This is a genomic window from Alteromonas sp. R7 (assembly GCF_055755235.1).
This window is the reverse complement of sequence record NZ_JBVTQX010000001.1, coordinates 41,506-64,594: the sequence shown is the minus strand read 5'-3', so window position 1 is coordinate 64,594 and position 23,089 is coordinate 41,506. Positions and strand designations below refer to the sequence as shown.

General features: G+C 45.1%; 21 protein-coding genes. 8 read left to right on the top strand and 13 right to left on the bottom strand.

The genetic code is table 11. The annotated features are described in order from the left end of the window. Positions 1-136: 136 nt before the first annotated feature. On the bottom strand, positions 137-1,336 hold the full coding sequence (tyrS, locus tag AC0J2X_RS00285; RefSeq protein ID WP_069944833.1) for a tyrosine--tRNA ligase: 1,200 nt from the start codon (positions 1,334-1,336) through the stop codon (positions 137-139). Between the two features lie 316 nt (positions 1,337-1,652). Here tyrS and AC0J2X_RS00280 point away from each other — a divergent pair, with 316 nt between their 5' ends. Continuing rightward, positions 1,653-2,978, top strand: a complete 1,326-nt coding sequence (locus AC0J2X_RS00280) for an OapA family protein (protein ID WP_049588114.1) — start codon at positions 1,653-1,655, stop codon at positions 2,976-2,978. A gap of 10 nt (positions 2,979-2,988) precedes the next feature. After that, positions 2,989-4,191, top strand: a complete 1,203-nt coding sequence (locus tag AC0J2X_RS00275) for an anhydro-N-acetylmuramic acid kinase (RefSeq protein ID WP_069944834.1) — start codon at positions 2,989-2,991, stop codon at positions 4,189-4,191. A 63-nt stretch (positions 4,192-4,254) separates the two neighbouring features. Here the strand turns inward: AC0J2X_RS00275 and AC0J2X_RS00270 are convergent, their stop codons facing one another. Next, positions 4,255-5,508: an ArsB/NhaD family transporter gene (locus tag AC0J2X_RS00270; RefSeq protein ID WP_061486471.1), complete on the bottom strand. Its 1,254-nt coding sequence runs from the start codon at positions 5,506-5,508 to the stop codon at positions 4,255-4,257. A 247-nt stretch (positions 5,509-5,755) separates the two neighbouring features. After that, positions 5,756-7,093, bottom strand: a complete 1,338-nt coding sequence (gene fucP, locus AC0J2X_RS00265; RefSeq protein ID WP_061486472.1) for an L-fucose:H+ symporter permease — start codon at positions 7,091-7,093, stop codon at positions 5,756-5,758. A gap of 499 nt (positions 7,094-7,592) precedes the next feature. On the opposite strand from fucP, the gene AC0J2X_RS00260 reads away from it, so the two are divergent. Together AC0J2X_RS00260 and AC0J2X_RS00255 are read left to right on the top strand one after the other, a co-directional pair. After that, positions 7,593-8,912 (top strand): carbohydrate porin, encoded by a 1,320-nt coding sequence (locus tag AC0J2X_RS00260; protein WP_014977269.1) that lies wholly within the window; start codon positions 7,593-7,595, stop codon positions 8,910-8,912. A 211-nt stretch (positions 8,913-9,123) separates the two neighbouring features. Next, a complete protein-coding gene (locus tag AC0J2X_RS00255) occupies positions 9,124-10,245 on the top strand; it encodes an alkene reductase (RefSeq protein WP_061486473.1) in 1,122 nt (373 codons plus the stop codon). Positions 10,246-10,345: 100 nt separating this feature from the next. Here AC0J2X_RS00255 and AC0J2X_RS00250 read toward each other — a convergent pair whose 3' ends face one another. Both AC0J2X_RS00250 and AC0J2X_RS00245 read right to left on the bottom strand, forming a co-directional pair. After that, a complete protein-coding gene (locus tag AC0J2X_RS00250; protein ID WP_014950566.1) occupies positions 10,346-10,792 on the bottom strand; it encodes an SRPBCC family protein in 447 nt (148 codons plus the stop codon). 201 nt (positions 10,793-10,993) lie between these two features. After that, positions 10,994-12,805, bottom strand: a complete 1,812-nt coding sequence (locus AC0J2X_RS00245) for a trans-sulfuration enzyme family protein (RefSeq protein WP_061486474.1) — start codon at positions 12,803-12,805, stop codon at positions 10,994-10,996. A 155-nt stretch (positions 12,806-12,960) separates the two neighbouring features. Here AC0J2X_RS00245 and AC0J2X_RS00240 point away from each other — a divergent pair, with 155 nt between their 5' ends. Beyond that, positions 12,961-13,953 (top strand): D-2-hydroxyacid dehydrogenase, encoded by a 993-nt coding sequence (locus AC0J2X_RS00240; protein ID WP_061486475.1) that lies wholly within the window; start codon positions 12,961-12,963, stop codon positions 13,951-13,953. Between the two features lie 72 nt (positions 13,954-14,025). On the opposite strand, the gene AC0J2X_RS00235 is transcribed toward AC0J2X_RS00240, so the two are convergent. Together AC0J2X_RS00235 and erpA are read right to left on the bottom strand one after the other, a co-directional pair. Further along, the gene (locus tag AC0J2X_RS00235; RefSeq protein ID WP_061486476.1) at positions 14,026-14,598 is read right to left on the bottom strand and encodes a glutathione S-transferase family protein; all 573 of its coding nucleotides are present in this window, start codon (positions 14,596-14,598) and stop codon (positions 14,026-14,028) included. Between the two features lie 191 nt (positions 14,599-14,789). Further along, entirely contained in the window at positions 14,790-15,134 is a 345-nt protein-coding gene (gene erpA, locus AC0J2X_RS00230; RefSeq protein WP_014950570.1) for an iron-sulfur cluster insertion protein ErpA, read from the bottom strand. A 248-nt stretch (positions 15,135-15,382) separates the two neighbouring features. Between erpA and AC0J2X_RS00225 the strand changes: the two genes are divergently transcribed. Next, positions 15,383-16,216: a polyphosphate kinase 2 family protein gene (locus AC0J2X_RS00225; RefSeq protein ID WP_061486477.1), complete on the top strand. Its 834-nt coding sequence runs from the start codon at positions 15,383-15,385 to the stop codon at positions 16,214-16,216. A gap of 48 nt (positions 16,217-16,264) precedes the next feature. Here AC0J2X_RS00225 and minE read toward each other — a convergent pair whose 3' ends face one another. From minE to AC0J2X_RS00200, 5 genes are all read right to left on the bottom strand, one after another. Next, positions 16,265-16,525 (bottom strand): cell division topological specificity factor MinE, encoded by a 261-nt coding sequence (minE, locus tag AC0J2X_RS00220; RefSeq protein WP_014950572.1) that lies wholly within the window; start codon positions 16,523-16,525, stop codon positions 16,265-16,267. Further along, the gene (gene minD, locus AC0J2X_RS00215) at positions 16,525-17,334 is read right to left on the bottom strand and encodes a septum site-determining protein MinD (protein ID WP_061486478.1); all 810 of its coding nucleotides are present in this window, start codon (positions 17,332-17,334) and stop codon (positions 16,525-16,527) included. Before minD ends, minE begins: the two co-directional genes overlap by 1 nt. A 30-nt stretch (positions 17,335-17,364) precedes the next feature. Next, positions 17,365-18,147 carry a septum site-determining protein MinC gene (gene minC / locus AC0J2X_RS00210; RefSeq protein ID WP_061486479.1) on the bottom strand — a complete coding sequence of 261 codons (783 nt, stop codon included), beginning with the start codon at positions 18,145-18,147 and terminating at the stop codon, positions 17,365-17,367. A gap of 351 nt (positions 18,148-18,498) precedes the next feature. Further along, positions 18,499-19,872, bottom strand: a complete 1,374-nt coding sequence (locus AC0J2X_RS00205) for a class II fumarate hydratase (protein WP_014977274.1) — start codon at positions 19,870-19,872, stop codon at positions 18,499-18,501. A 153-nt stretch (positions 19,873-20,025) separates the two neighbouring features. Next, positions 20,026-20,364 carry a hypothetical protein gene (locus AC0J2X_RS00200; protein WP_061486480.1) on the bottom strand — a complete coding sequence of 113 codons (339 nt, stop codon included), beginning with the start codon at positions 20,362-20,364 and terminating at the stop codon, positions 20,026-20,028. A 190-nt stretch (positions 20,365-20,554) separates the two neighbouring features. Between AC0J2X_RS00200 and azu the strand changes: the two genes are divergently transcribed. Both azu and AC0J2X_RS00190 read left to right on the top strand, forming a co-directional pair. After that, positions 20,555-21,004 (top strand): azurin, encoded by a 450-nt coding sequence (gene azu / locus AC0J2X_RS00195; protein ID WP_014950577.1) that lies wholly within the window; start codon positions 20,555-20,557, stop codon positions 21,002-21,004. A gap of 76 nt (positions 21,005-21,080) precedes the next feature. Then, positions 21,081-22,316: a putative manganese transporter gene (locus tag AC0J2X_RS00190; RefSeq protein WP_061486481.1), complete on the top strand. Its 1,236-nt coding sequence runs from the start codon at positions 21,081-21,083 to the stop codon at positions 22,314-22,316. 58 nt (positions 22,317-22,374) lie between these two features. Here AC0J2X_RS00190 and AC0J2X_RS00185 read toward each other — a convergent pair whose 3' ends face one another. After that, positions 22,375-23,082 carry a DUF6776 family protein gene (locus tag AC0J2X_RS00185; protein WP_061487001.1) on the bottom strand — a complete coding sequence of 236 codons (708 nt, stop codon included), beginning with the start codon at positions 23,080-23,082 and terminating at the stop codon, positions 22,375-22,377. Positions 23,083-23,089 lie beyond the last annotated feature (7 nt).

Here is a 23,089-nt window from a genome sequence, read left to right as displayed (position 1 = left end):
GGCTTGATGCTTAACTTTGTATGAGTAGTTAGGGCCTTCTAAAAAAATGATCGCCCTACTATCCACTAGTACTTATATTTCAGGCAAAAAAAAGCCCGCTTAACTAAGCGGGCTTTCAAAAACTATCAGAAAAATATTAGGCTAGCGTAATACGCGCAAACTTGCGTTTACCCACCTGATACACGTTTTCACCTTTTTCGGTGATTACTAAGCGGGTGTCTTCCACTTTATCGCCGTTAATTTTAACTGCGCCTTGCTTAATCATGCGCATAGCATCTGAAGTCGAACCTACAAGGTTAGCTTCTTTCAACAAATTACCAATGGCAATACCTTCATCGCTCAATGCAATTTCAAGCTCGGGCATGTCGTCAGGAATAGCGTTCTTCTGGAAACGTTGAATAAAGTCCTGATGCGCGCCTTCTGCCGCTGCGTCGTCATGGAAACGTGCAATAATCTCTTTCGCCAGCATGATTTTGATATCACGTGGGTTTTCACCGTTCGCAACGCGAGTTTTAAGCTCAGCAATCTCTTCTAGCGGACGGAAGCTTAGAAGATCATAGTAACGCCACATCAAATCATCAGAAATAGACATCACTTTACCAAACATGTCGTTTGGCGCGTCTGTAATACCAATGTAGTTGTTCAAAGACTTAGACATCTTCTGAACGCCGTCTAGACCTTCTAGAAGCGGAACCATTACAATAGATTGCTGCTTTTGGCCTTGCTCTTTTTGAAGCTCACGACCCATTAGCAAGTTAAAGCGCTGATCAGTACCACCTAATTCAACGTCTGACTCTAGCGCAACAGAATCCCAACCTTGCACTAACGGATACAGAAACTCGTGAATAGCAATTGGCTGACCGTTGTTATAACGCTTTTTAAAGTCATCGCGCTCTAGCATACGAGCAACCGTCTGACTTGCAGCAAGTTTGATCATGCCCGCCGCACCAAGGTCGTCCATCCACTCTGAGTTAAAACGTATTTCCGTTTTATCTTCATCAAGGATCTTGAACACCTGTTCTTGATACGTTTTCGCGTTCTCTAATACCTGTTCTTTACTTAAAGGCTTGCGTGTTACATTTTTACCTGTAGGATCGCCAATTAGGCCAGTAAAATCGCCAATAAGAAAAACAACTTTGTGGCCTAGTTGCTGGAATGTACGCAACTTGTTGATCAACACAGTGTGACCAAGATGCAGATCAGGCGCAGTTGGATCAAAACCCGCTTTGATGGTTAGGGTTTTGCCGGATTTTAGTTTTTCAATTAAATCCTCTTCGGGGAGTATTTCATCAACGCCCCGTTTAATCTCAGCTAGCGCTGTTTGCCAATCTTTCATTTGTACGTCACACTCTTAAAAAAACTGTATATTCAATATTGGCGGGCATTTTACGCGTACAACGGAACCATTAAAAGGTTTGCGCGTCAAAAAACGGATTACAAACAGTCATGTTGTTAAACCCAACAGCTTTTAACGTGGAAATAGAGTGCTGAATTAACGTGGACTGTATTCAGTAAACTCAAGAAATAGTCTTCATGATAAGAGCTATTGGGTGTAACAATTTGCGCTAACAATATAATGAGAAAAGTTGCATTTTTAAGCAACGTATGTGAAATAGTGTTGTGCACATAACATTTCTCAGGTGGGCAGTAGTATGAGAAAGAAATTAGACGCTTCTAAAGCGCTCAATTTATTTAAAAAATTACCGAAACAGCACAGAACTGGGTTAGCAGTAGCTAGCTTATTTCTGGGTGGGCTTATTCTTTTTCCAAGTGAACCAGTAGAAGCCAGTCGCCATCAAGAAGCACACATTCTGGATGCGGGTGTCCGCTATCCGGTGGAGCTTCATATTGCGCCGTCAACCAACGTATTTTCTGGTGAAGAAGAATCTTCATGGCAGACGTACAAGGTGCGCAGTGGCGATACATTAGCAAAGCTTTTTAAGCGTGCTGGCTTCACTTCGCGTGACGTATATAACGTAACGCAGGCAGGAGAGCTAACAAAAACGCTGGTTACTTTATTGCCCGGCGATGAACTATCGTTTAAAGCGAATAAAGACGGCAGCTTCGGCGAGCTAAAGTACAAATTGTCTTCGACTGAAACCCTGTTTGTACGTCCAGAATCGTCGGATGAGAACAGCGCCTTAACCGCTGAGCTTGAAAAGCGGGATGTAGACATTCGCTACAACTTCGCCCAAGGTGAAATTCACTCAAGCTTTTGGAACGCTGCCAGTGATGCAGGCTTAACCAGCAACCAAATTATGAATTTGGCGGGTATTTTCGGCTGGGATATCGACTTCGCCATTGAGATCCGTTCTGGCGATACGTTCAACGTAGTATTCGAAGAGCAATACATCGACGGTGAATTTGTCGGTTACGGCGACATCGTAGCAGCGGAATTTACTAACCAAGGCGAGCATTTTAGCGCTATTCTTCACGAAGATGGCACATACTACACGCCTGAAGGGCGCAGTATGCGTAAGAGCTTCTTACGTGCGCCGGTGAATTTTAGATATGTAAGCTCTAACTTCACAAAAGCTCGCTTCCACCCCGTGCAAAAGCGTTGGAAAGCGCACCGCGGTACAGATTATGTTGCTGCGGTTGGTACGCCAATTATGGCTGCGGGTGACGGTAAGGTAATTAAAGCCGGATACGATAAATATAACGGTCACCATGTATTCATTCAGCATGGCGAGAAATACACAACCAAATATCTTCACTTTAAAAAGCGTGCAGTGAAGGTAGGAGATACGGTTAAGCAAGGCCAAACCGTGGGCTATTTAGGTAGTTCAGGTATGGTTACTGGCGCCCATCTTCACTACGAGTTCTTAGTGGATGGTGTTCACCGAAACCCTCGTACGGTAGAGCTACCGAAGGCGCTTCCTATTGCTAAGGAAGAGAGAGAAAGATTTATGGAAATTGCCGCAATACGCCAAGAGCAGCTAGATAATAACAAGCGCATTATGCTTGCAATGAAATAGCGACGACTAAATGGCAAAATATATTGGCCTGATGTCAGGTACTAGCATGGACGGCGTCGACGCCGTCCTGTGCGACATCTCGCAAACGTCTTGCACCACCCTCGCCGCCCATTCAATTCCTTATTCTGCCGAATTACTTACTGCACTCAATGCACTTTGTAGTGAAGGTCCTGATGAACTTAATAGTTTGGCCATCGCTGATAGACTGGTTGCTGAAACCTTTGCAAAGGTCACCTTAGCGCTGATTGAGAAAAACAACCTACATCCTTCGGATATTACGGCTATTGGCTCGCACGGCCAAACCATACGTCACCACCCAAATTCCGATGTATTGTCAGCACACTTTGCAGAATCATCCATACGCGGCTTCACCTGTCAGATAGGCGATCCTAATACCATCGCTGTTCTTACCGGCATTGATGTTATTGCCGACTTTAGGCGCAAAGATATAGCCCTTGGTGGTCAGGGTGCTCCCTTAGTGCCCGCTTTTCACAATGCAGTATTTGCCAGTGATGATAAACACCGGGCACTCGTTAACATTGGCGGCATAGCAAACGTTTCACTGCTTGCGCCAAAACAAGATGCTTCGCCACCTAAAGGGTTTGATACCGGACCCGGTAACACCTTGATGGATCAGTGGATAAGCCTTCATTTAAATAAAAGCTTTGATGAAGATGGAGCATGGGCTGCGTCAGGGCATTGTCACTCAGGTCTGTTAGACAGGCTCTTACTGGATGATTACTTCGCTTTGCCTGCGCCTAAAAGTACTGGCAGAGAGTATTTCAATATTAATTGGTTAAGCAATGCGCTCGCCGATTACTTCCCTTCTAGTGCAGAGCTGCAAAGCGAAGAAAAGAACAATAATTTAGCCCCTAAAGACGTGCAAGCATCCTTACTTTCGCTAACAGGTAGCACTATCGCTCAGGAAATTGTAAAGCATTTACCTAAAACGAATAGAGAAGGCGCAAAAAGCGAAGTTATAGTGTGTGGCGGTGGCGCATTCAATAAAGCATTAATGCATAACCTGAGCAATGCGTTAAGCGATTATGTAGTAACAGACAGCCATGCTCTGGGCATCCATCCACAGCACGTTGAAGGCGCAGCATTTGCGTGGTTTGCACATGCGTATGTGAATGATATTCCAGGCAATGTGCCTGCAGTCACAGGGGCTTCGAAAGCCACGGTACTCGGAGCGTTATATAAAAAAGCGTAAGGGCGACAGACTATCGCCCTCAAACGCTTTATTGGTTCTTTTTATAAAAGCAACGTCACCACCTTAACTTGCCGTAACAAACATATTCGCCATTACCAATACCAGCGCGTAACCCACGCTATACGCTGCAAGAAGAAGCAACACGAACTTGCCGTATTTGGCGAACGTCAGGCCCTTAACCTTACTCATGGTAACAATGCCTGCTGATGAGCCAATAATAAGTAACGAGCCCCCCACGCCTACTGCATACGTGAACGCCATCCACTCAGCTGTCGACATGGCAATGTCCGCTTTTAACAACGCAGCAGTTAATGGCACATTATCTATCATGGAAGACAACACCCCCATCACAAAGTTGGCCCCTGTTGAAGGCATTACGCTATATACATGTAAAAGTGCGCCCAATGCGTCAATGTGATCGAGCATTCCGACAAGCAGCAACACCCCAAGGAAAAACAGAAGCGTGTCGAATTCTATTAGGCGAATATAGTCCAAGATAGGATCATCATATTTTTCTTCTCCCATAAAGGTTGCCACTAAAAACATAACCGCCATACCCGCTAAAAACGAAAGCATAGGTGGAATAGCAAAAAGCACATTGGCAATTAACGTCAGTACAATAGTGGACAGGAATATTCCCGCAATTACGTAATCAACCGGCCTAAGTTCATGGCGTGTTTTTTTTATTTTAACCTCCCCCTTCATACCTATACTCAACAGTAACGCTAGAAATAGTACTGCTGTGAGTGAAGGAATAATAAGTAAGAGCAGCTGAGTTATAGTGACCTTATCATCCAAGAAAATCATAAGAGTGGTGACATCCCCGGTTATTAGCGACACGCCCCCAGAGTTCACCGCAAATACCACTAGCACGGCAAATCGCATGGTTTGGTTAAAGGGCAAACCCAAGGATAAAACCATGGCAATAGACACCAAGGTCGCTGTGATGTTGTCAGCTAGCGAGGAGAAGCAAAAACTAAAAATAGCGGTAAAGAATATGAGTTTTTTGAGGGTTATTTTTTGCGGCATGATAATGTTTAACATGTTTTCAATCATGCCTTTGCGGTTAAGGTAAGCAACGAAAGTCATTGCCGCTACAAGGAATAACCAGAGGGTGGATATTTCGTTTATGTTTTCTATGAGGTGTTCATTGAGCTCTGCTAGGTGAGGGCCCCTATTCGCATCTATGAAAAGAAGGATCCATGCGAATGTTCCGAAAAATAATGTGGTTTTGGCTTTATTCACGTGTAGCACTTCTTCAAATACCACACCCAATAATGCCATTACCGCTATGCCAATGAGCACATAGTCCAGCATACGTTTTACTCCCAAATTGTCAGGGGTGAATTATACGATTGCTGTTCATGCTTTAGCAGGTGTTCTGCGCTATACAAGGGGAAAAATCAGTTATATTCAACATGCACTAAACTGATGAAAATACGGTGAAAAAATGCTGTTAACTAATTGAGTGCATTCCTCAAAAAAGTGGAATACATAACGTATTCAATATACAAAAAAGGCCAGTGATAGAATCACTGGCCCCGTACACGTTTCTGAAGAAATACTATTTAGCTATTCCCATTTCCATCTTTTTAAGGGCATCTGCGTCTATTTCGGACTGAGGCTTAGCGCTGCTCTTTTTGGCGCGCATGTCGAAGTAGCCATAGCCACCTACTAGCAAGAAGCAAATAGCTGGAACAATATATGACACAACAACACCTGCGCTATCAATAATGGCGGCTTGGAACAGCGGCATAATAGCTCCACCAAGAATGGCCATTACAAGGCCTGCTGCGCCTAGCTTAGTGTCTTCCCCCAGACCTTCAAGCGCAATGCCGTAAATCGTTGGAAACATGAGTGACAAACAGGCAGAGATAGATACCAATGCGATTACGCCTGCTAAATTAGGAGACTGTGTCATGAAGATACATAGCGCCATGGCAATCAGTGACATGATCATTAGCAGTCTAGCTGGATAGAGGTACTGCATAACCCACGTCATCACGAAACGAGAAATTAGAAATACAATCATGCTGTATTGTAAAATTTCACCACCACTCACTTCATTGCCACCTGTCGCTTTCATTGCATATTGGATGGTGAAGGTCCACACGCACGTTTGTGCTCCGACATTAAAAAACTGAGCCAATACGCCAAACCGATAATGCTTGTTGGCTACTAACCGCTTAAGCGAAGCGCCCAACTGAACGTCTTCCACACTAGACTCAACCGATTCTTGAATTGGCGCTTTGATCAGGAAGATTGCAACCCAAACCAAAACGAGTACACATGCCATACCTACATAAGGAAGCATTACCGCATCAAGCTCAGCCCCTATCACGTTTTTAAGCTCGCTTACCGACATGGCGGCACGCTCTTGTGCAGATGCCTGATTCAGGTTTGGCAATATAAGTGTTGCAGCCAAAAACACACCTAAATTAGTACCAACGGGATTAAATGCTTGAGCTAGATTTAAACGGCGTGTCGCACTTTTTTGATTTCCCATCGCCATGACGTAAGGGTTCGCCGACGTTTCCAGAATGGATAATCCACCAGCCAATACAAAAAGTGCAGCAAGGAAAAAGCCGTAAGTCATGGTTTGGCTTGCAGGATAAAACAAGAATGCCCCCGCGGCCGCGCAGCCCAGTCCGGTCAATACACCTGTTTTATAAGAAAAGCGCTTGTTGATAAAAGCAGCAGGGATGGCTAAGCAAAAATACGCGCCATAATAGGCAAATTGAACCAATGCCGATTGCAAAGACGACATGGTAAATATTTTACTAAATACCTTTACCAAAGGGTCTGTCATGTTCGCAGCCACACCCCATGCAGCAAAGCAAATCGTTAACAATACAAAGGGAATCAATGTGTCTTTGGAAACCAAAGGGGCGTTGTTTTTCATAAGAACGGCCTTTCGCTTGTAAAAAATTAGTTAACCAATTTAAGCATTGCTCTTTACCCCTGTCAATAAATCAATTTGATTTACTTATTTCAGATTGCGTTAAAAATTAGACTTTATATGTAGACGACCGTTAACAGAAAATGCGTGACTATTATTAAACGGATAAAACCGCCTTTGAAAATTTCTTAATAGACAATGACATAACCTAGATAGCACGCCTCACTGAACGCTTTCTACTCACCTTGAAATACTGCCATCGCATCTCCCCACTATTAACGAAAAACACACAAATGTAGCAAAAGAAATAAATAAACAAGGTTGATTTAATAACAAAGGTTAGTTAGATTTCGTTCAAAACAAGCATATGTTAACGCGTTGTAACGTTAGCTAACTCTGATTTATCTTGCGTCAACAAGGAGTTAGCAACAAATGCGTAGATGTCATCAGTCACACGCTTATAACAAGCTGCGGTTGATAAACATTTTTAATTGAGAGAATAATGATGAAAACACCTACAGTTACCCGTCGCTTTTCTGGATGTAAGACAGGCTTGCAAACAGCGCTCCTCGCAAGCACCGCCATTGTTGCCGCCACTGCGTCAGCATCACAAAGTAAGTTTCAAGACGCGTTTGACTTTCAAGCAAGTTATACGGGTGAGTCAGCCACCAATATTGACGGTGGTGAACGCAGAGGCAGTGCCTATGCTGGTCAGCTCTTTGTAGGTGGGGAATTAGATTTAAATACGCTAGCGGGCTGGAAAGACACCAAAATCCATATTGCCATGACAAACCGACACGGCAAAAACTTAGCCGAGCACTACATTGGGAACAGTACGTCCGTACAAGAAATCTTTGGCGGCCAAAATACCCGTCTTGCACGGTTTACGATTTCTTCCTCGTTTTTAGATGGCGATTTAGAACTGGAAGGTGGCCGCACAGTAGCGAATATCAGCTTTTTAGGCTCTGAACTTTGTCAATATTTTCAAACCAATGCTGCTTGTGGGAACCCAACCTTTGTATTTAGAACCAGTAACTTTACTTGGTGGCCGGTTTCGAGTTGGGGTGGCCATGCGAAATACTGGCTTTCGCAAAAAACATACTTTCATACCGGCGTCTATGAAGATAACACCAGTCATCAAGACTTAGGCGATCACGGCTTCGATTGGGCGACTAATGAGGCTACAGGTGTTGTTGTGCCCTTCACTCTGGGATATCAAACTACGTGGGACAATGACGAACTTCCAAGACGCTACGAAATTGGCGGTTGGTACGATGGCGCAGACTACACCGACCCAGTCTTTGATGAGGAGGGCAACTATGCGGCGCAGTCAGGCAATGATTACGCTGTTAGAAACGGTCGCTCGGGTATATTCGCACGTTTTGAACAAACTGTTACTCGTCCTAACCCACTAACGAAAGAAGGGTTAACACTATTCGGTGCCGTGCTAACCGGTACATCGGGCGAGCTGATTGAAGACTACTATATAAAAGCGGGCTTTGTATTGCGAGGCACACTGGCCTCACGCCCTGACGATACCATTGGCTTCGTATTTACCCGTCAACAGTACAGTGACGAAGCGCTAGAGGATCAGCGTATATTAAGAAGCATAAACGGCGGGGTTGGTACACCAGCAAGCAGCCAAACCATGTTAGAGCTAAGTTATGGTTATCAACTCAATGACCACGTAAGAATTCAGCCGAACGTTCACTACATTATCAACCCCGACCAATTCGCACAGCGCGACAGAGCCATGGCACTTGATGATGCGATTGTTCTGGGCCTAAGGTTCGACGTAAACCTAGCGGCTTTGATACTTTAAATCTCCCTGCAATACACTTTACAGCGCCTTCGGGCGCTTTTTTTCAAACCGATGCCATTCCCTGCCGTTGAGTTTAATTAGTTTCAAGGACAACTTTCTACCAATCCAACTTCTCGCTATCTCTGTATTCACTACTATCTTATAGCGTTTTGAGCACCAATACGCTTAGCGCTTCAACATCAATCTATTCTACGTTGAATAAGGAATAAGAATGACAGACTCAGTACTTTTTAGCCCGTTTGATTGGGCAGAGAATACACTGCAAAACCGCATGGTCTTAGCCCCTATGACGAGAGGTAGAGCTGGCGCCGATCGCATACCCAATAAAATTATGGGCGATCACTATGTACAACGCGCAGATGCAGGGCTCATTATTACTGAAGCAACGGCCATTTCAGAAGAAGGCATTGGTTGGGTTGATACCCCTGGAATTTATACCGACAAAATGGTCGAGGGCTGGCGCTCGGTGGTCAATAGAGTGCACGAGGCAGGGGGAAAAATCGTTTTGCAGCTCTGGCATACTGGACGCGCATCACACAGCGATTTCCACAATGGAAATTTGCCCCTGTCTGCATCAGCAATAAAAATTGAAGGGGACGAAATTCACACGCCTAAAGGCAAGAAGCCCTACGAAGTGCCGAAGGCGATGACCTTTGACGATATAAAACGCACAGTACAAGACTACAAAAAAGCGGCCATTAACGCCAAGGCAGCCGGATTCGACGGTGTGGAAGTTCATGCTGCAAATGGCTATCTCATCAATCAATTTTTGGATAGCCGCAGCAATCAGCGCACCGATAATTATGGTGGTAGTGTCGATAACCGCTACCGCTTTTTGGCCGAGGTGATGGATGCAGTATTGAGCGTGTGGGATAAAGAGCACGTTGGCGTGAGATTATCGCCAAACGGGGTGTTTAACGATATGGGGGCCGATGATTTTCGTGAAACCTTTACCTTTGTTGCCCAACAGCTAAACAAATTGGAGATAGGTTATTTACACGTAATGGATGGCTTGGCCTTTGGCTTCCATGAACGAGGCGAAGCCATGACCCTTGCTGAATTTAGAGCACTATTCGACGGTATGATCATTGGAAACTGTGGCTACACCAAAGAAGAAGCCGAGAAACGTTTATCTGATGGCGATGGTGACATGATTGCGTTTGGAAGACCTTGGATCACGAATCCAGATCTTCCGACACGATTTAAGCATAATTACCCTCTCGAGTCCTTTGACGATCCATCATCGTGGTACGGAGGTGGTGTTGAAGGCTACAACGATTTTGAAACCTACCGCGAGAAGAGTGGGAAGGACGCGATGACTTCGCTGACCTGATTGTCTTTGGGCAGAGCCTAGCGCTCTGCCCTTTTCAAAAGCGTTATTTGAAATAACACGATGCGTAATGCTAACGCGTTCTCACTATTTTAGTATGGCCTTAGTTAAACGACTTTTTCTTAGCGGCTAATACGGCAAGTTTTTCTAGACACGACATCCACGCGTAGTTGTGCTGATCGCACTCTTGCTTATTGAGAAAGCCCTGCTGAATGAGCACCAACCTTACATTCCCCTCTTCGGTCTTTTCGAAGTGAATGTCTACTGATGTCATCACCGACTCTTCCATATCATCTTCCCACGCCCAGGAAAACGACAGCTGCTCGTTCGCTAAAATAGTCACATACTCACCAGTTAATGACATTTCAATACCGCTGGGATCCATCATCTTTATGCGATAGCGACCGCCTTCCTTGAAATCACTCATGATTTGTGTGACCGAACAATCGCCCGGTGCAAACCACTCACTAAGATATTCAGGCTCGTGAAATGCTGCAAAAACAAAGGGCAATGATGCATCTAGCGTTACATCAATTTTAAACTCGTGCATAAGGCTGCCTTAGATATTCTTTGACGTTAAAGATCTGTGTCTATCTTACCTTATAACAAAAGTTAGGCGCTCTAGCGTCATTTACCTTTGCTATAAATAAAAAAATCCCGAGCCCGCGTAAGGAAAGGCCCGGGAGAAGGAGAACATCCTCAATATTTTTTATCGACAGCTCAAAGCAACTTCTTGAGCTAAAAAATGAACCTATGCACCTTTCATCAGTGAATCCATACTGGCCTTGCTGCCAAAGTGCTGTGAACTTACTCTTTCACTTACCGACAAATACAGATTGTCGATGTCGGCATTTGCCATAAACTTCTCACAAAATCCAGGAGCATGAGGCTCGATAAAATGTTTGGCGGCTAGCATAAAGTGGGCAATGAGCTGTTTAACGTTGTCGGTACCCATGGCGATACGCATAGTGGTCAGTTCTATCCCTGCTTTCTTCTGCTCGTCTGAGCTAAGCTCAGAGTGAGAGGTCAGCGCTGGGCATAAAATTATCGTATTATTCTGGCCAATACTCACTTGGTGGCTGAATGCAGGCTCTAGGGCATCGAAGAACCGCACAAATACATCGCGAGGCAGGTTTGCCGGCGCCATATCAACCGTGAATAAAGTACACGGCCAGCCGTGTGTATGCTGCTTTTCACGCAAACCGGCATTACTGTGTTCAGGCAGTGCGTGACAGTTAACGCGAATTTGATCGTGGGCATTCAAAAATGCAGTAAACACTTGCGTATTGATGACCTTGGTCATCATACGCTGCTCCAATGTCTTCATGCCGTTTAGTACATCAAAGGCCTTTTCAGAATCTAAGAACGCGCCTTTAATGTAGTAAACATCCCAGAACATAGTCTGTGACCAATCAACACCATTTGCTGAACTGCCTTTTGGCTGGAACATACGGTGTCCTTCACCAATCACCACGCCCGCTGTAGTTGCGCCACTGCCACACAAATCTTTGGTGTAGCTGTGAATGACATAGTCTGGTCGCGCAGCTTTGTTTTTATGCTGAAGTGGCTGGTGCAGTACAGGTGTAGCAAGGGTGGAGTCCAACATTACCAACGCATCTTGTGCATGCGCTAATTCACAGATCCCAGGCACGTCCAGTACGTAGCCGTGTGGGTTGCAAGGCGATTCTAGATAGACATGCATTTTTGCGCCATTGCTTAAGCGTGATGCATGTTCAGTTTTAGTTTGCTGCATGAACTCTGCAAAGCTCAGTGCGTCATAACCGTCAAACCACGCAATCTGTATGTCCATTCGGTTGCTGCGGGCGAAATAATCATGAAGTAGCTGGTACACTCCGCCGTACACGTTCCTCGAAACAATCAGTACATCGCCATGACTAAGAACATTTGATAAACACGCATCAATGGCAGCCATGCCCGAGTTGAAGTTCCAGGCTAGATATTCGGCAGCGTAAGGACCCGCTTCCATATCCACAATGGCGTTAGCAAGGGAAATATTCGTTGGGTTCAACAGACGTGAATAAATTTGGTGAGTAAATTCTTTGCCTTGAAACGCGTCGTCGACCCATTCAGTACAGGCATACACATAAGTCGCTGTTCTTACCACCACCGGTGTTGCAGAAAAAAGTGCCGTGACATTGTCGAACAGTGGATAGTGCCCTTGCGAGCCATTGCCACTCGACAAACTTTGGTACGTGGCACGAAATGGGTTTTGCAACGTATCCAGTATCTTCGCAATTTGAAAAGACAGAAACTTTTTAGCGTTGAAATAAGCCAGTCTGTCTTCTTTATCAAGTCCTTGTAGCGTATTACTCGTAATATCCCATAGCTGCATAACGCTTGCTTGAGCACCATATAAGTGATGAGCGGTGTTGGCGAGTGCCCTACCGTAGTCGCTCTCAGCATTTATACCGAAATGAGATAATTGTTCCTCAACTAAAGCCTGCGTTGTTTCGGCTTGGGTCGTGTTACGCTTAGGTGAAAGCACCTTAGCGTGCGTTACATCAACATCTGTTGAGTTTTGGAATTTGTTTTCTGACTGCATAGCGATTCCGTTGCAAATTGACTTCAGGTGCATGTACATGACACCAACACTGTTTACAAAAATGTAAAACTTAAATCACATTTTTAGAACAATTGACATTACGATTGTGCAGTCAGACAGAGGAAAGAAAAGTTTACTTTAGGAGTGTTAAGCAAATGACAGCAAGGAGTTCAAAGAGGATTGAACTGACTATTTTGAGCGATGAGGCGAATGATATTGCCGAAGCGATTCGCCAAAGAATAGCAGATAATAACGACTTCATAGGCGCTGATGGTCTCCCGCTTTTAACGCTTAAACAAATTGCTCAATGCCCTGAAGATGTAAATTCAGAAACCGTTACGGTACTGCTTGCAGACCCCGACCTTGCGTCTCGAATTATTGATACATGTTCAGCACTCACCTGGTGTCAGTCTACCTGGGCAGGCAATGCTCCCCTTCTAAATGCTGACAAGAAGAACTACATACTTACCGGACTAAAGGGAATTTTCGGTAAACTCATGAGAGAGTATGTTTTTGCTTACTTGCTTGGGCATGCCAGAAACGTAAAGGCTTTTGAGCAAAACCAGCGTGCCGCTCAGCCAATATGGGAAGCATCAAAGCGAATGCCGCTAAATGGTCAAACGCTTGGCATTGCTGGACTGGGCAGTATTGGGCAAGCATTGATCCCCGTTGCTCACGCATTGGGTATGAGCGTTGTGGGTTTAACCCGAAGCGGGCAAGCAGTGGAAGGTGCCTATGCTGTTTATACACCCGACACTATCGAAGCGTTTGCCAGAGCATGTGACCACGTGGTGAATTTAATGCCCGACACGCCATCTACGCAAAACATGCTTTCTCACGAATTTTTTAGTGCGCTGAAACCCCACAGTGTATTTATTAACGCAGGGCGAGGCAGTGCGGTTGACGACGATGCGCTTTTGCAAGCCTTAGACAACGGCACATTGGCCCATGCAGTATTGGACGTATTTCGCAACGAGCCACTCGACTTCGCTCATCCATTTTGGCAGCACCCTCGTATTTCGGTGACCGCTCATACTGCCGCAGAATCTCAACCGAGCGATGTAGCTGACGTGTTTTTAGAAAATGTAATGCGTTACATCAACGGTGAATCGCTTAATTACCAGTTTGATTTTGCAAAGGGCTATTAGTGTTTAAATAGCCCTTCTCGTCATCCACTCAAGGCTAAAATACAGCCTGTCTGTAGCTGGTTACGCTGACGCTTAAATTCTAGGGTCAGTTGCCGTTACCTCAATGCGATCATGGTGCTTTTCATGAAACGATAACAGCTGAGGATAATCCTTCATGCTGTGTAGCTCACGGAAAAGTACCCAGTCAATCATGCTGTACAAACAGATTTCGGGATAAGTCCAACCACTAAATCCACCCGCATCAAGCTGGTTTGACAGCGCATCTAACACAGCTTCAATTCGCTCGTTTTGAAGACGGTAATACATTTTGTTTTCGCTAATATCAAAGTCTGAACGTTTCAGCAGCATAAGCTGAACAAAGGAATCGTTAGCTGCATCAATCAGGGTTAGTTGATTCTCTTCTTCCCAACTTAACCCTTCGTGATCAAGCTTATCGGCAAGGTAGTTATAAATAATGCGAGAGTCGAAAATCATTTGGCCGTCATCTTCAAGACAAGGCACTTTAAGCGTAGGGTTGCGAGAGGCGAGCAACTCGCGATCTTCACCTGAAAAAATTTGAAGATTAAGAAATTCATGTTCTGTAGACGCAAGTACGATGCGAATGCGGCGCACGTAGGGAGAAGTGGTGGAGCCATATAATTTCATAAACGCTGTCCTAAACCTTAGTCGTTCTATGAAATCAGTGTAGCCGGAATTTGAAAATAAAAGGAAGTGTTGAGAACAAGACAACCGACAGGCATACAAAATGATGCGATGTATGCCTATCGTATTAACATCAAGCGCTCAAAGCTGAACGTTCAACGCTTAAAAAGCGTAGTAGTGTATAGCTTAAGCCCTTAAACGCTAAAGCTTGCACCACAGCCACAAGTCGTCGTGGCATTTGGGTTTTGAACTAAAAACCGTGAACCTTCCAGACCATCTACATAATCGACAATGCCACCGACCAAGTATTGTAAGCTCATCGGGTCGACAACCATAGTTACGCTGTCTTTTTCAATGGTCATATCGCCTTCGTTCACCTTCTCATCGAACGTGAAACCATATTGGAAGCCAGAACAACCACCACCTGTTACGTATACACGTAATTTCAAATCAGGATTTTCTTCTTCTGAAACAAGGGCTTTCACTTTCGCTGCTGCAGCGTCTGAAAACTCAATTGGCAACGCCGTTTCTACAGACATACCCACCTCTACATTAACCTCGTGCTTTCGCACTTTGTGCTTGGTCGCAATTATCTAATACTTGCGGATAGTTAGCAATTATTGGGGCAAAACTTAACGATTCAAGTTACTGCACATTAACGGCATTTCTGTTAAGTGACACGTTGAGATAGAAAAGTTAAGTAAACTAGTTAACACTAACAGATAGAAAATAGCAGTGTGGTCAACATATCTAAAATATTGACGATACACGAATAAAGGGGCGGCATATGAGTACAACCGACAACTTCCAATTACCTTCTTCCACCCCAGTGCTGTTTGACGATTTCGGCCAGTCTCGCTTTACGAGCAAAGAAGAATACAAAGACGCGTTAGTAAAACAGCAAGAAAAACTCTTTCACGTTCAGCAATCTTACTTTCATCAGAAAAAACGAGCACTTATTGTGTTTGAAGGATGGGATGCGTCAGGGAAAGGCGGCGCTATAAGGCGTATTACTGAGAAATTAGACCCTCGTGGCGTGAGTGTATTTCCTGTGGCAAAGCCCGCAAAAGAAGACCAAGACAAACACTTTCTCTATCGCTTTTGGCAACACATCCCCTCCCCTGGCATACTTAAAATATTTGACCGCTCACACTACGGAAGAGTGCTTGTAGAAAGAGTAGATAAGTTGGTTGATGAAGAGGTATGGCAGCGCGGTTATGAAGAAATAAACGCATTTGAGAAAACGCTCAGTGACAGCGGGGTTCGTATTATCAAACTCTTTATGCATATTTCGTCAAGGGAACAGCGGGAGCGGTTTGAAGAGCGGCTGCACAATCCTTTCAAGCGCTGGAAGTTAACCGAAGAAGACTTGCATAACCGTAAGATGCGAAACGCCTACGTAGAAGCTACAAATGACATGTTCAAGTACACCCACACGCGTTGTGCGCCATGGCATGTAATTAACGGAGAGTTTAAGTGGCAAGCAAGGGTTAACGTACTTGACGCCGTTATCGACAAACTCAGTGAAGGCGTAGATATCTCTCCGCCTCCACTTGATGAGCGTTTAATCGCGCTAGCCTCCAAACAACTAGATGTCGATGAAGATCTAATGAGCGGCTAAGGTGAAAGAACGCTGGCAGGCAGCCATAACTAATTAAGCGATTAAGCCTTAGTTATTGCTGTCTGGCAAAGTCACGTTCAATTCAAGTACGCTGCAATCATCGTTATTGTCTAGCTGTACTGAAACTTGATCGTCAGCAATCGTCACGTATTTGCGAATTACCTGAATAATTTCCTGCTGCATCATTGGCAAGTAATCAGGCTCTGTTCGCTTTTTACGTTCGTGCGCAACAATGATTTGTAACCGCTCTTTGGCGACCGCTGCGGTACTTGGCTTTTGCTTCTTTTTGAGCAGGTCGAAAATTCCCATTACTTCCCTCCTAGCAGACGCTTAAAGAACCCTTTCTTCTCTGCTTCTAGGAAACGATGTGGAACAGTTTCGCCTAGCAGACGTTTTACAGCGTCAGCATAAGCTTGTCCTGCATTAGCTTCTTCGTCAAGAATAACCGGCTGACCTTGGTTAGATGCTTTCAGCACCGATTCAGATTCTGGAATAACACCCAATAGTGGAATCGCCAAAATTTCTTCAACGTCTGCAACACTTAGCATTTCAGCACTTTCAACACGACTTGGGTTGTATCGGGTTAATAAAAGGTGTTCTTTAACCGGTTCGCCCTTTTCTGCGCGCATCGATTTACTTTGAAGAATACCCAAAATACGATCTGAATCACGTACAGACGATACTTCAGGGTTAGTAACCACAATGGCTTCATCAGCAAAATACAACGCCATCTGTGCGCCTTGCTCAATCCCCGCTGGCGAATCACAGATAATAAACTCAAAGTCTTTCTTAAGCTCATCTAATACGGCCTGCACACCATCAACGGTAAGCGCGTCTTTATCGCGAGTTTGTGATGCCGGAAGAATGGAAAGGTTTTCCGTTCTTTTGTCTTTAATTAGTGCCTGTTTAAGTGAGGCCTCTTTATTAATGACGTTTACAAAATCGTAAACAACGCGGCGTTCACATCCCATGATAAGGTCAAGGTTTCGCAAGCCCACATCGAAGTCGATCACTACCGTTTTATGGCCTGCTAACGCAAGTCCCGTACTTATTGCTGCACTCGATGTAGTTTTGCCTACACCACCTTTTCCTGAGGTTACTACGATAATCTTTGCCATCTATTCTTTCCTATTAGTGCGTACAAAGCATTAAGCCAACGGCTCTATACGTAATGTTTCGTCTTCTAAATATACTTGTGCAGGTTTCTTCCAGCATTCACCTTTTACGGTTTCGTGCATAATGAATTGCCCTGCAATTGAAATAAGTTCCGCGTCTAACGACTGGCAAAATACACGGGCTCCCGTATTGCCTTTTACGCCTGCCAACGCGCGGCCGCGCAGGGTGCCGTAAACATGAATATTACCATCGGCAAGCAGCTCAGCCCCCTCGCTTACAGAAGCCGTTACCACCAAGTCTCCGCCTTCGGCATAGACTTGCTGACCAGAACGTACCGGACGGTTAATTACTTTGGCAGGTTTGAGCGTGGTTGCGGCTGCAGGAGCCGGTTCACTTTTTGGCGGCGCAGAAACGGTTTGATCTTGTTGTGCGGTTTGAGACTGGTTTTCGCCGCTTCCGTTATTGTTTTCACTACCATTCGCTTTGTGCGAACGAAGGGCGCTGTCTGTAAATTTGCTTTGGCTTACATCGGCTAACCCCAAATCATTGATGGTAGGCTTCAGCTCTGCCACCTCACCTTTCACGGCCATGGGCTGTAATTGCAATCGACGACATAGCGCCACCAGCAGCTCGAACTCTGTAGCAGATAAAGGCTTTATCAAATGTAAAATCAGTGAGGAACGGGTAAAGAACTGCGGCGCGCTCGCGACCTTCTGAGATAACTGAGCTTCAAAATTATCTGGCTCAAAATCTATTACTTCTAACACAATACTGGTGAGCGTAGTGCCCTTCATGCGAAAGCAAGTTTCTGTCATTTTTTCTTCCCGAAAAGGCGTCACTTTCCTCATAGCAATTAGCCATGACAATAAGCAAAACCTATTAGCGCTAGTGTCTGTTGCTGTCTTACGCAGCTATACAATTTATTTATTGTGTCACTGTATCAAAAATCCCGTTCGCATACAGCAACTGTATACCGGTTAAAACACGTTTTACCCTGATAATAACCCTAGAACAAGCCAAGAACGTGCCAATCATTGAGCAGTTTTTAATCAAGCGTGGATCATGCGAGTTTTTAGTGCGTCCTGTTTGTATAAAAACGTCTCTTTCACTACAAAAAAATGCGATCGTAGATCGCACTTTTTATCATCTTCGTTTTCTCACGGCGCTTAAGGTGTGGTAAGTTTTTTCGGGTCTAGTAGTGATTCTAGCTCGCCTCTGGGGATATCTGTCATCGCTTCAGCCACATCAATAACAGGCTTGTTTTCTTTGTAGGCTGTTTTTGCTATTTCTGCGGCTTTAGCATAGCCAATAACAGGGTTGAGCGCGGTGACGAGCACGGGGTTTCTGTAAAGCGCAGCTTCAATGTTATCTTGATTTACAGTAAAGCCCTCTATCGCCTGCTCGCCGATTAGCGTTGCACTGTTGGTCATTAGCGACAGACTTGAAAGCAAATTGCTGGCAATCATTGGTAGCATTACATTTAACTCAAAATTCCCAGACTGCCCACCTACAGTAATCGCCGTATCGTTACCTATTACCTGTGCTGAAGCCATTGCCACTGCTTCTGGAATAACCGGGTTTACCTTGCCGGGCATAATCGATGAACCTGGCTGTAGCGCAGGCAGCGCAATCTCACCTAAACCAGCCAAAGGCCCAGAATTCATCCAGCGCAAGTCATTAGCAATTTTCATAAGGGTGACGGCTAAACTTTTTGTCGCACCGGAAAGCGTCACTGCTGTGTCTTGAGAGCCAATCAATGCAAAGAAATTGTCTGCGGGCTTAAACGCAATGTCGGTCAGCTCCCCTAGCGCATCTGAAAATGTCGTAGCAAAATCCGCATGGGCGTTTACACCTGTTCCCACGGCAGTGCCTCCTTGGGCAAGGGTTTGAATAGCTGGCTGCACAGCGCGCAAGGTTTTAACCTGCTGCTTAAGCTGAGAGGCCCAAGCCAGTAAGCTCTGATCCATGCCTACAGGCATCGCGTCCATGAGATGAGTGCGTCCGGTTTTGCAGTATTGCGCTACCGACTTTGCTTTAACTTCAATAGTACGAACTAAACTTTCAACGGCCGGTATAAGCTCGTTTGACAATGCAATAGCCGCGCTAACGTGAATGGTGGTAGGGATCACATCATTTGAACTTTGCCCGTAATTTACATGATCATTCGGATGAACCTCTTCGCTAGAATAACGAGAGGCTAAGCGAGCAATGACCTCGTTGGCGTTCATGTTTGTGCTGGTGCCTGAACCAGTCTGAAATATATCAACGGGAAAATGCTGCATCACATCATCAAGTGCCAACAGCTCATCACAGGCTTTAACTACCGCTTGGCCGCGATCTTTATCCAGCACTTTGAGTTTCATGTTGGCTTGTGCTGCGGCTTTTTTTACTGTAATCAACGCGCGTACGAAGGCTTCGGGCATGCGCTGCCCGCTTACAGGGAAGTTTTGAATGGCACGCTGAGTTTGCGCGCCGTAGAGTGCATTTTCGGGGACCTGTAGCTCGCCCATACTGTCGCGTTCTGTGCGTGTTGCTGTCATGACTCGTATCCTTGTGTTGATATAGCTAGTTTTTCGGCGTGGTTGCCACGCTTTTATCAGAATCCTATTAGGGCTAGTGGCATTAGAAAACTAGGCCCTAGTAAGTGAATTATAAAAAATGGTGCACTAGCGCTTGCAGACCTTTGCTGTACATCAAAGATCAACAGGCTCTTTGGTGTTCATGTCTATTTTTATTCTCGCAAGCGCAATTCGATCACTCTCGTTACACGCGTAGCGCTCAGCTTTAAGTAACGGCTTGTACAAATGCTCTAAACAACTATGCCGCCATTGCTGACTGACCTGCGGATCGCACAGGGTTTCATAAAGCACCTCAACCGCATTTTTATAGATAGAAAATTTGTCTCTATCACTTGGCAATAAGTTGGCAACGAAAGTTACGCCATCGAGATAGTTTCTTAAAAGCGTTGAGTTCAGCTCATTGTCGTTGTATCCAAATCGAACGTGTTGAACTGCATTTCGTATCGAAGACATGTGCATCCCTTGTACGTGAAAAAACAAAAAGGCTCGATAAACATAAATAAGCTTTCTTTATATACCACTCAATATAAATGATAATCGTTAGCATTTACAATGATCCAGTGCTATTCTTTTTCGTAAAGAAAATTGAATCTTCCAATTCCACCGATAGGTGAAGTTAACCAAAATTCAAAGGACATTATTTATGATCAAGAAATTACTTGGTGGCACAGCCCTTTTTCTTATGGCCTCTGGTGCATTTGCTAACGAATGCGAAGTGACTGTGGAATCAAACGACGCCATGCAATTCAATACGTCGAACGTTGTTATCCCGGCGAGTTGTAGCGAGTTTACCGTGACTTTAAAGCACACAGGTCAGTTACCTAAACAAGCCATGGGCCATAACTGGGTGATGACAACAAAAGCCAACGGACAAGCAGTGGCAACAGACGGTATGAGTGCGGGTTTAGACAACAATTACGTTAAGCCAGACGATGAGCGCGTAATTGGCGCGACTGACATTATTGGCGGCGGTGAACAAACTTCTACGACCTTTTCTGTTGAAGGGTTAAGCAAAGATGAAGAATACATGTTTTTCTGCTCGTTCCCTGGTCACATCGGCATCATGAAAGGCACAGTTACGCTTTCGAGCTAAGGCGTTGCGAAAACTAGGCGTGCTTAACTAGGCACGCCTTAAACATGGATAACAATAGGTCGAGGGTGTAGTTGTAATGGATACGGCGTCTCACACATCAAAAAGCGCTAAGGCGGTGGTCCGGTATAAGCACTTACCTTCTTTTACTAGCGCCCTATTAAAAAACGTTTTTTTTCCTCACTTAACCAATAAACGGCTGTTGATGCCGCTGTTTATAGCCATTCTTCTTACTTATAACAGCACCCGTGCGGTTACCTTATCGGTGTTGTCAGATGCATTTTTTCAAGTGGCAGCGTTTGTATATGCATCGCTTGCGCTTTATTACGTCGCCACGTTGCGCGTTTCGGCCGAAGCCATTGGTAATTATATGAAAGCGCACCCTGTACATGAGGTAGGATTATCTGCCCTACTTGGTGCTCTGCCAGGCTGCGGCGGTGCTATTATCGTTGTTACTCAGTACACGCGAGGTGTGACAAGCTTTGGAGCTGTGGTAGCAGTGCTAACCAGCACTATGGGCGATGCCGCATTTCTGTTACTCGCCCAAGCACCGTTAGATGCCTTAACCGTAATGGCCGTCAGCGTCACGGTGGGTGCAATGACTGGGCTAGTGGTCAATAAATTTCATAATTACCAGGCTCCTGAAGCCGATGGTGCGCTCCAACAATCGCAAAACTGTGATAAACCCAAAACAGTAAGCCACAAAGCCATATCACTTTCTAAAGTATTCTGGATGATTGCGAGCTTACCCTCGTTGGCGATTGCGCTTGGTTTGGCCTTTCAACTTCCCGTACACAGTTACCTTGCTATCAGTGAAAGTACACTAACGCTGATTGGTGCCGCGTTATGTATTTCGAGCCTTGGACTATGGTCTTTGTGTGGTTCGGGAAGCGGATACGCTTCGATTACGAAAGAGGATTTAATTCCGCCTCCGCCTAAATGGCAAGAGAAAGCCGCACTAGACACGCAGTTTGTATTGGCATGGGTAGTACTCGCGTTTCTTATGTTCGAGCTGTCTGTTGTCTGGTTTGGGCTAGACATTGCAGGGCTGCTTCAATCCATGGGCCCCGGCTTAGTTGGCTTGGCGATCATCATCGGGTTCTTACCTGGCTGCGGCCCACAGATATTGGTAACCAGCTTATATCTTAATGGCGCAGTTCCGTTTTCAGCACAACTCGGCAATGCAATAAGTAATGACGGCGACGCGTTGTTTCCCGCCATTGCGCTCTCACCCAAAGCAGCGCTTATTGCCACAGTGTACTCTGCTATTCCTGCGTTTATTGTGGGTTATGGCTACTGGTATTTGTTTGAATAAAGCTTTCGATGCGTTAAAAGGTTGAATTAACGGATAGGCTAGCGCTGCCCCACAGCGATTACTCTATTTCGACAGAAAGCGCTTCATTCCACGGCACGCTTATCTCATAGCTGCCTTTACGGGTTTTGTATTGATAGACCGTTGTAGAAAAACTAATGGTTTCGGGATTTATATCTTCCTCAATAGTGAGAGTTACGTTAACGGCTTGGAAAAAGCGAAAGCGATATTTGATATCTTCTGCCAGCAGGCTCGATTCGCCCGATTTCAGCGTGATCACTTCACCGTTTCGCTGACCGACTACGGCAATATCTAAACTGCCATTTATCACTGCTTTTTGCTGTTTAGACTGCAGCAGAACCAACCTAAGTTGATAGGTATTGTCACTTAACTTAAAAACTTCTACCCCTTCAATGGCAAAACCTTCGTCGGTTTTCTCAGGCGCCACGACGCGTTCATAGAAACTCAGTAATTCTTGTTGTGCCTCTAGTTCTTTTTTCTGTTCGCTTAACGTATTGGTAATGCTCTCCGTCTCGAGCGTGGCAAGCTCCATGGCGACTTCCAGCTGATTCACTTTGGTAGTAAGCGCATGGTTTTCTTCAGACAAAATAGCAATAGTTTCTTGCTGAGCCTGTACTTTCTTGCTGTCGCCTTCGTCAATAATTCGCGCTAGCTTATAGCCGAACCCAACCATGGCAAACATAATAAGCGCCACTAACAGTGTCCACTTGTAGTTGCCTAAAACTTCTTTTAACTGATCTGTCGTCATGATATCT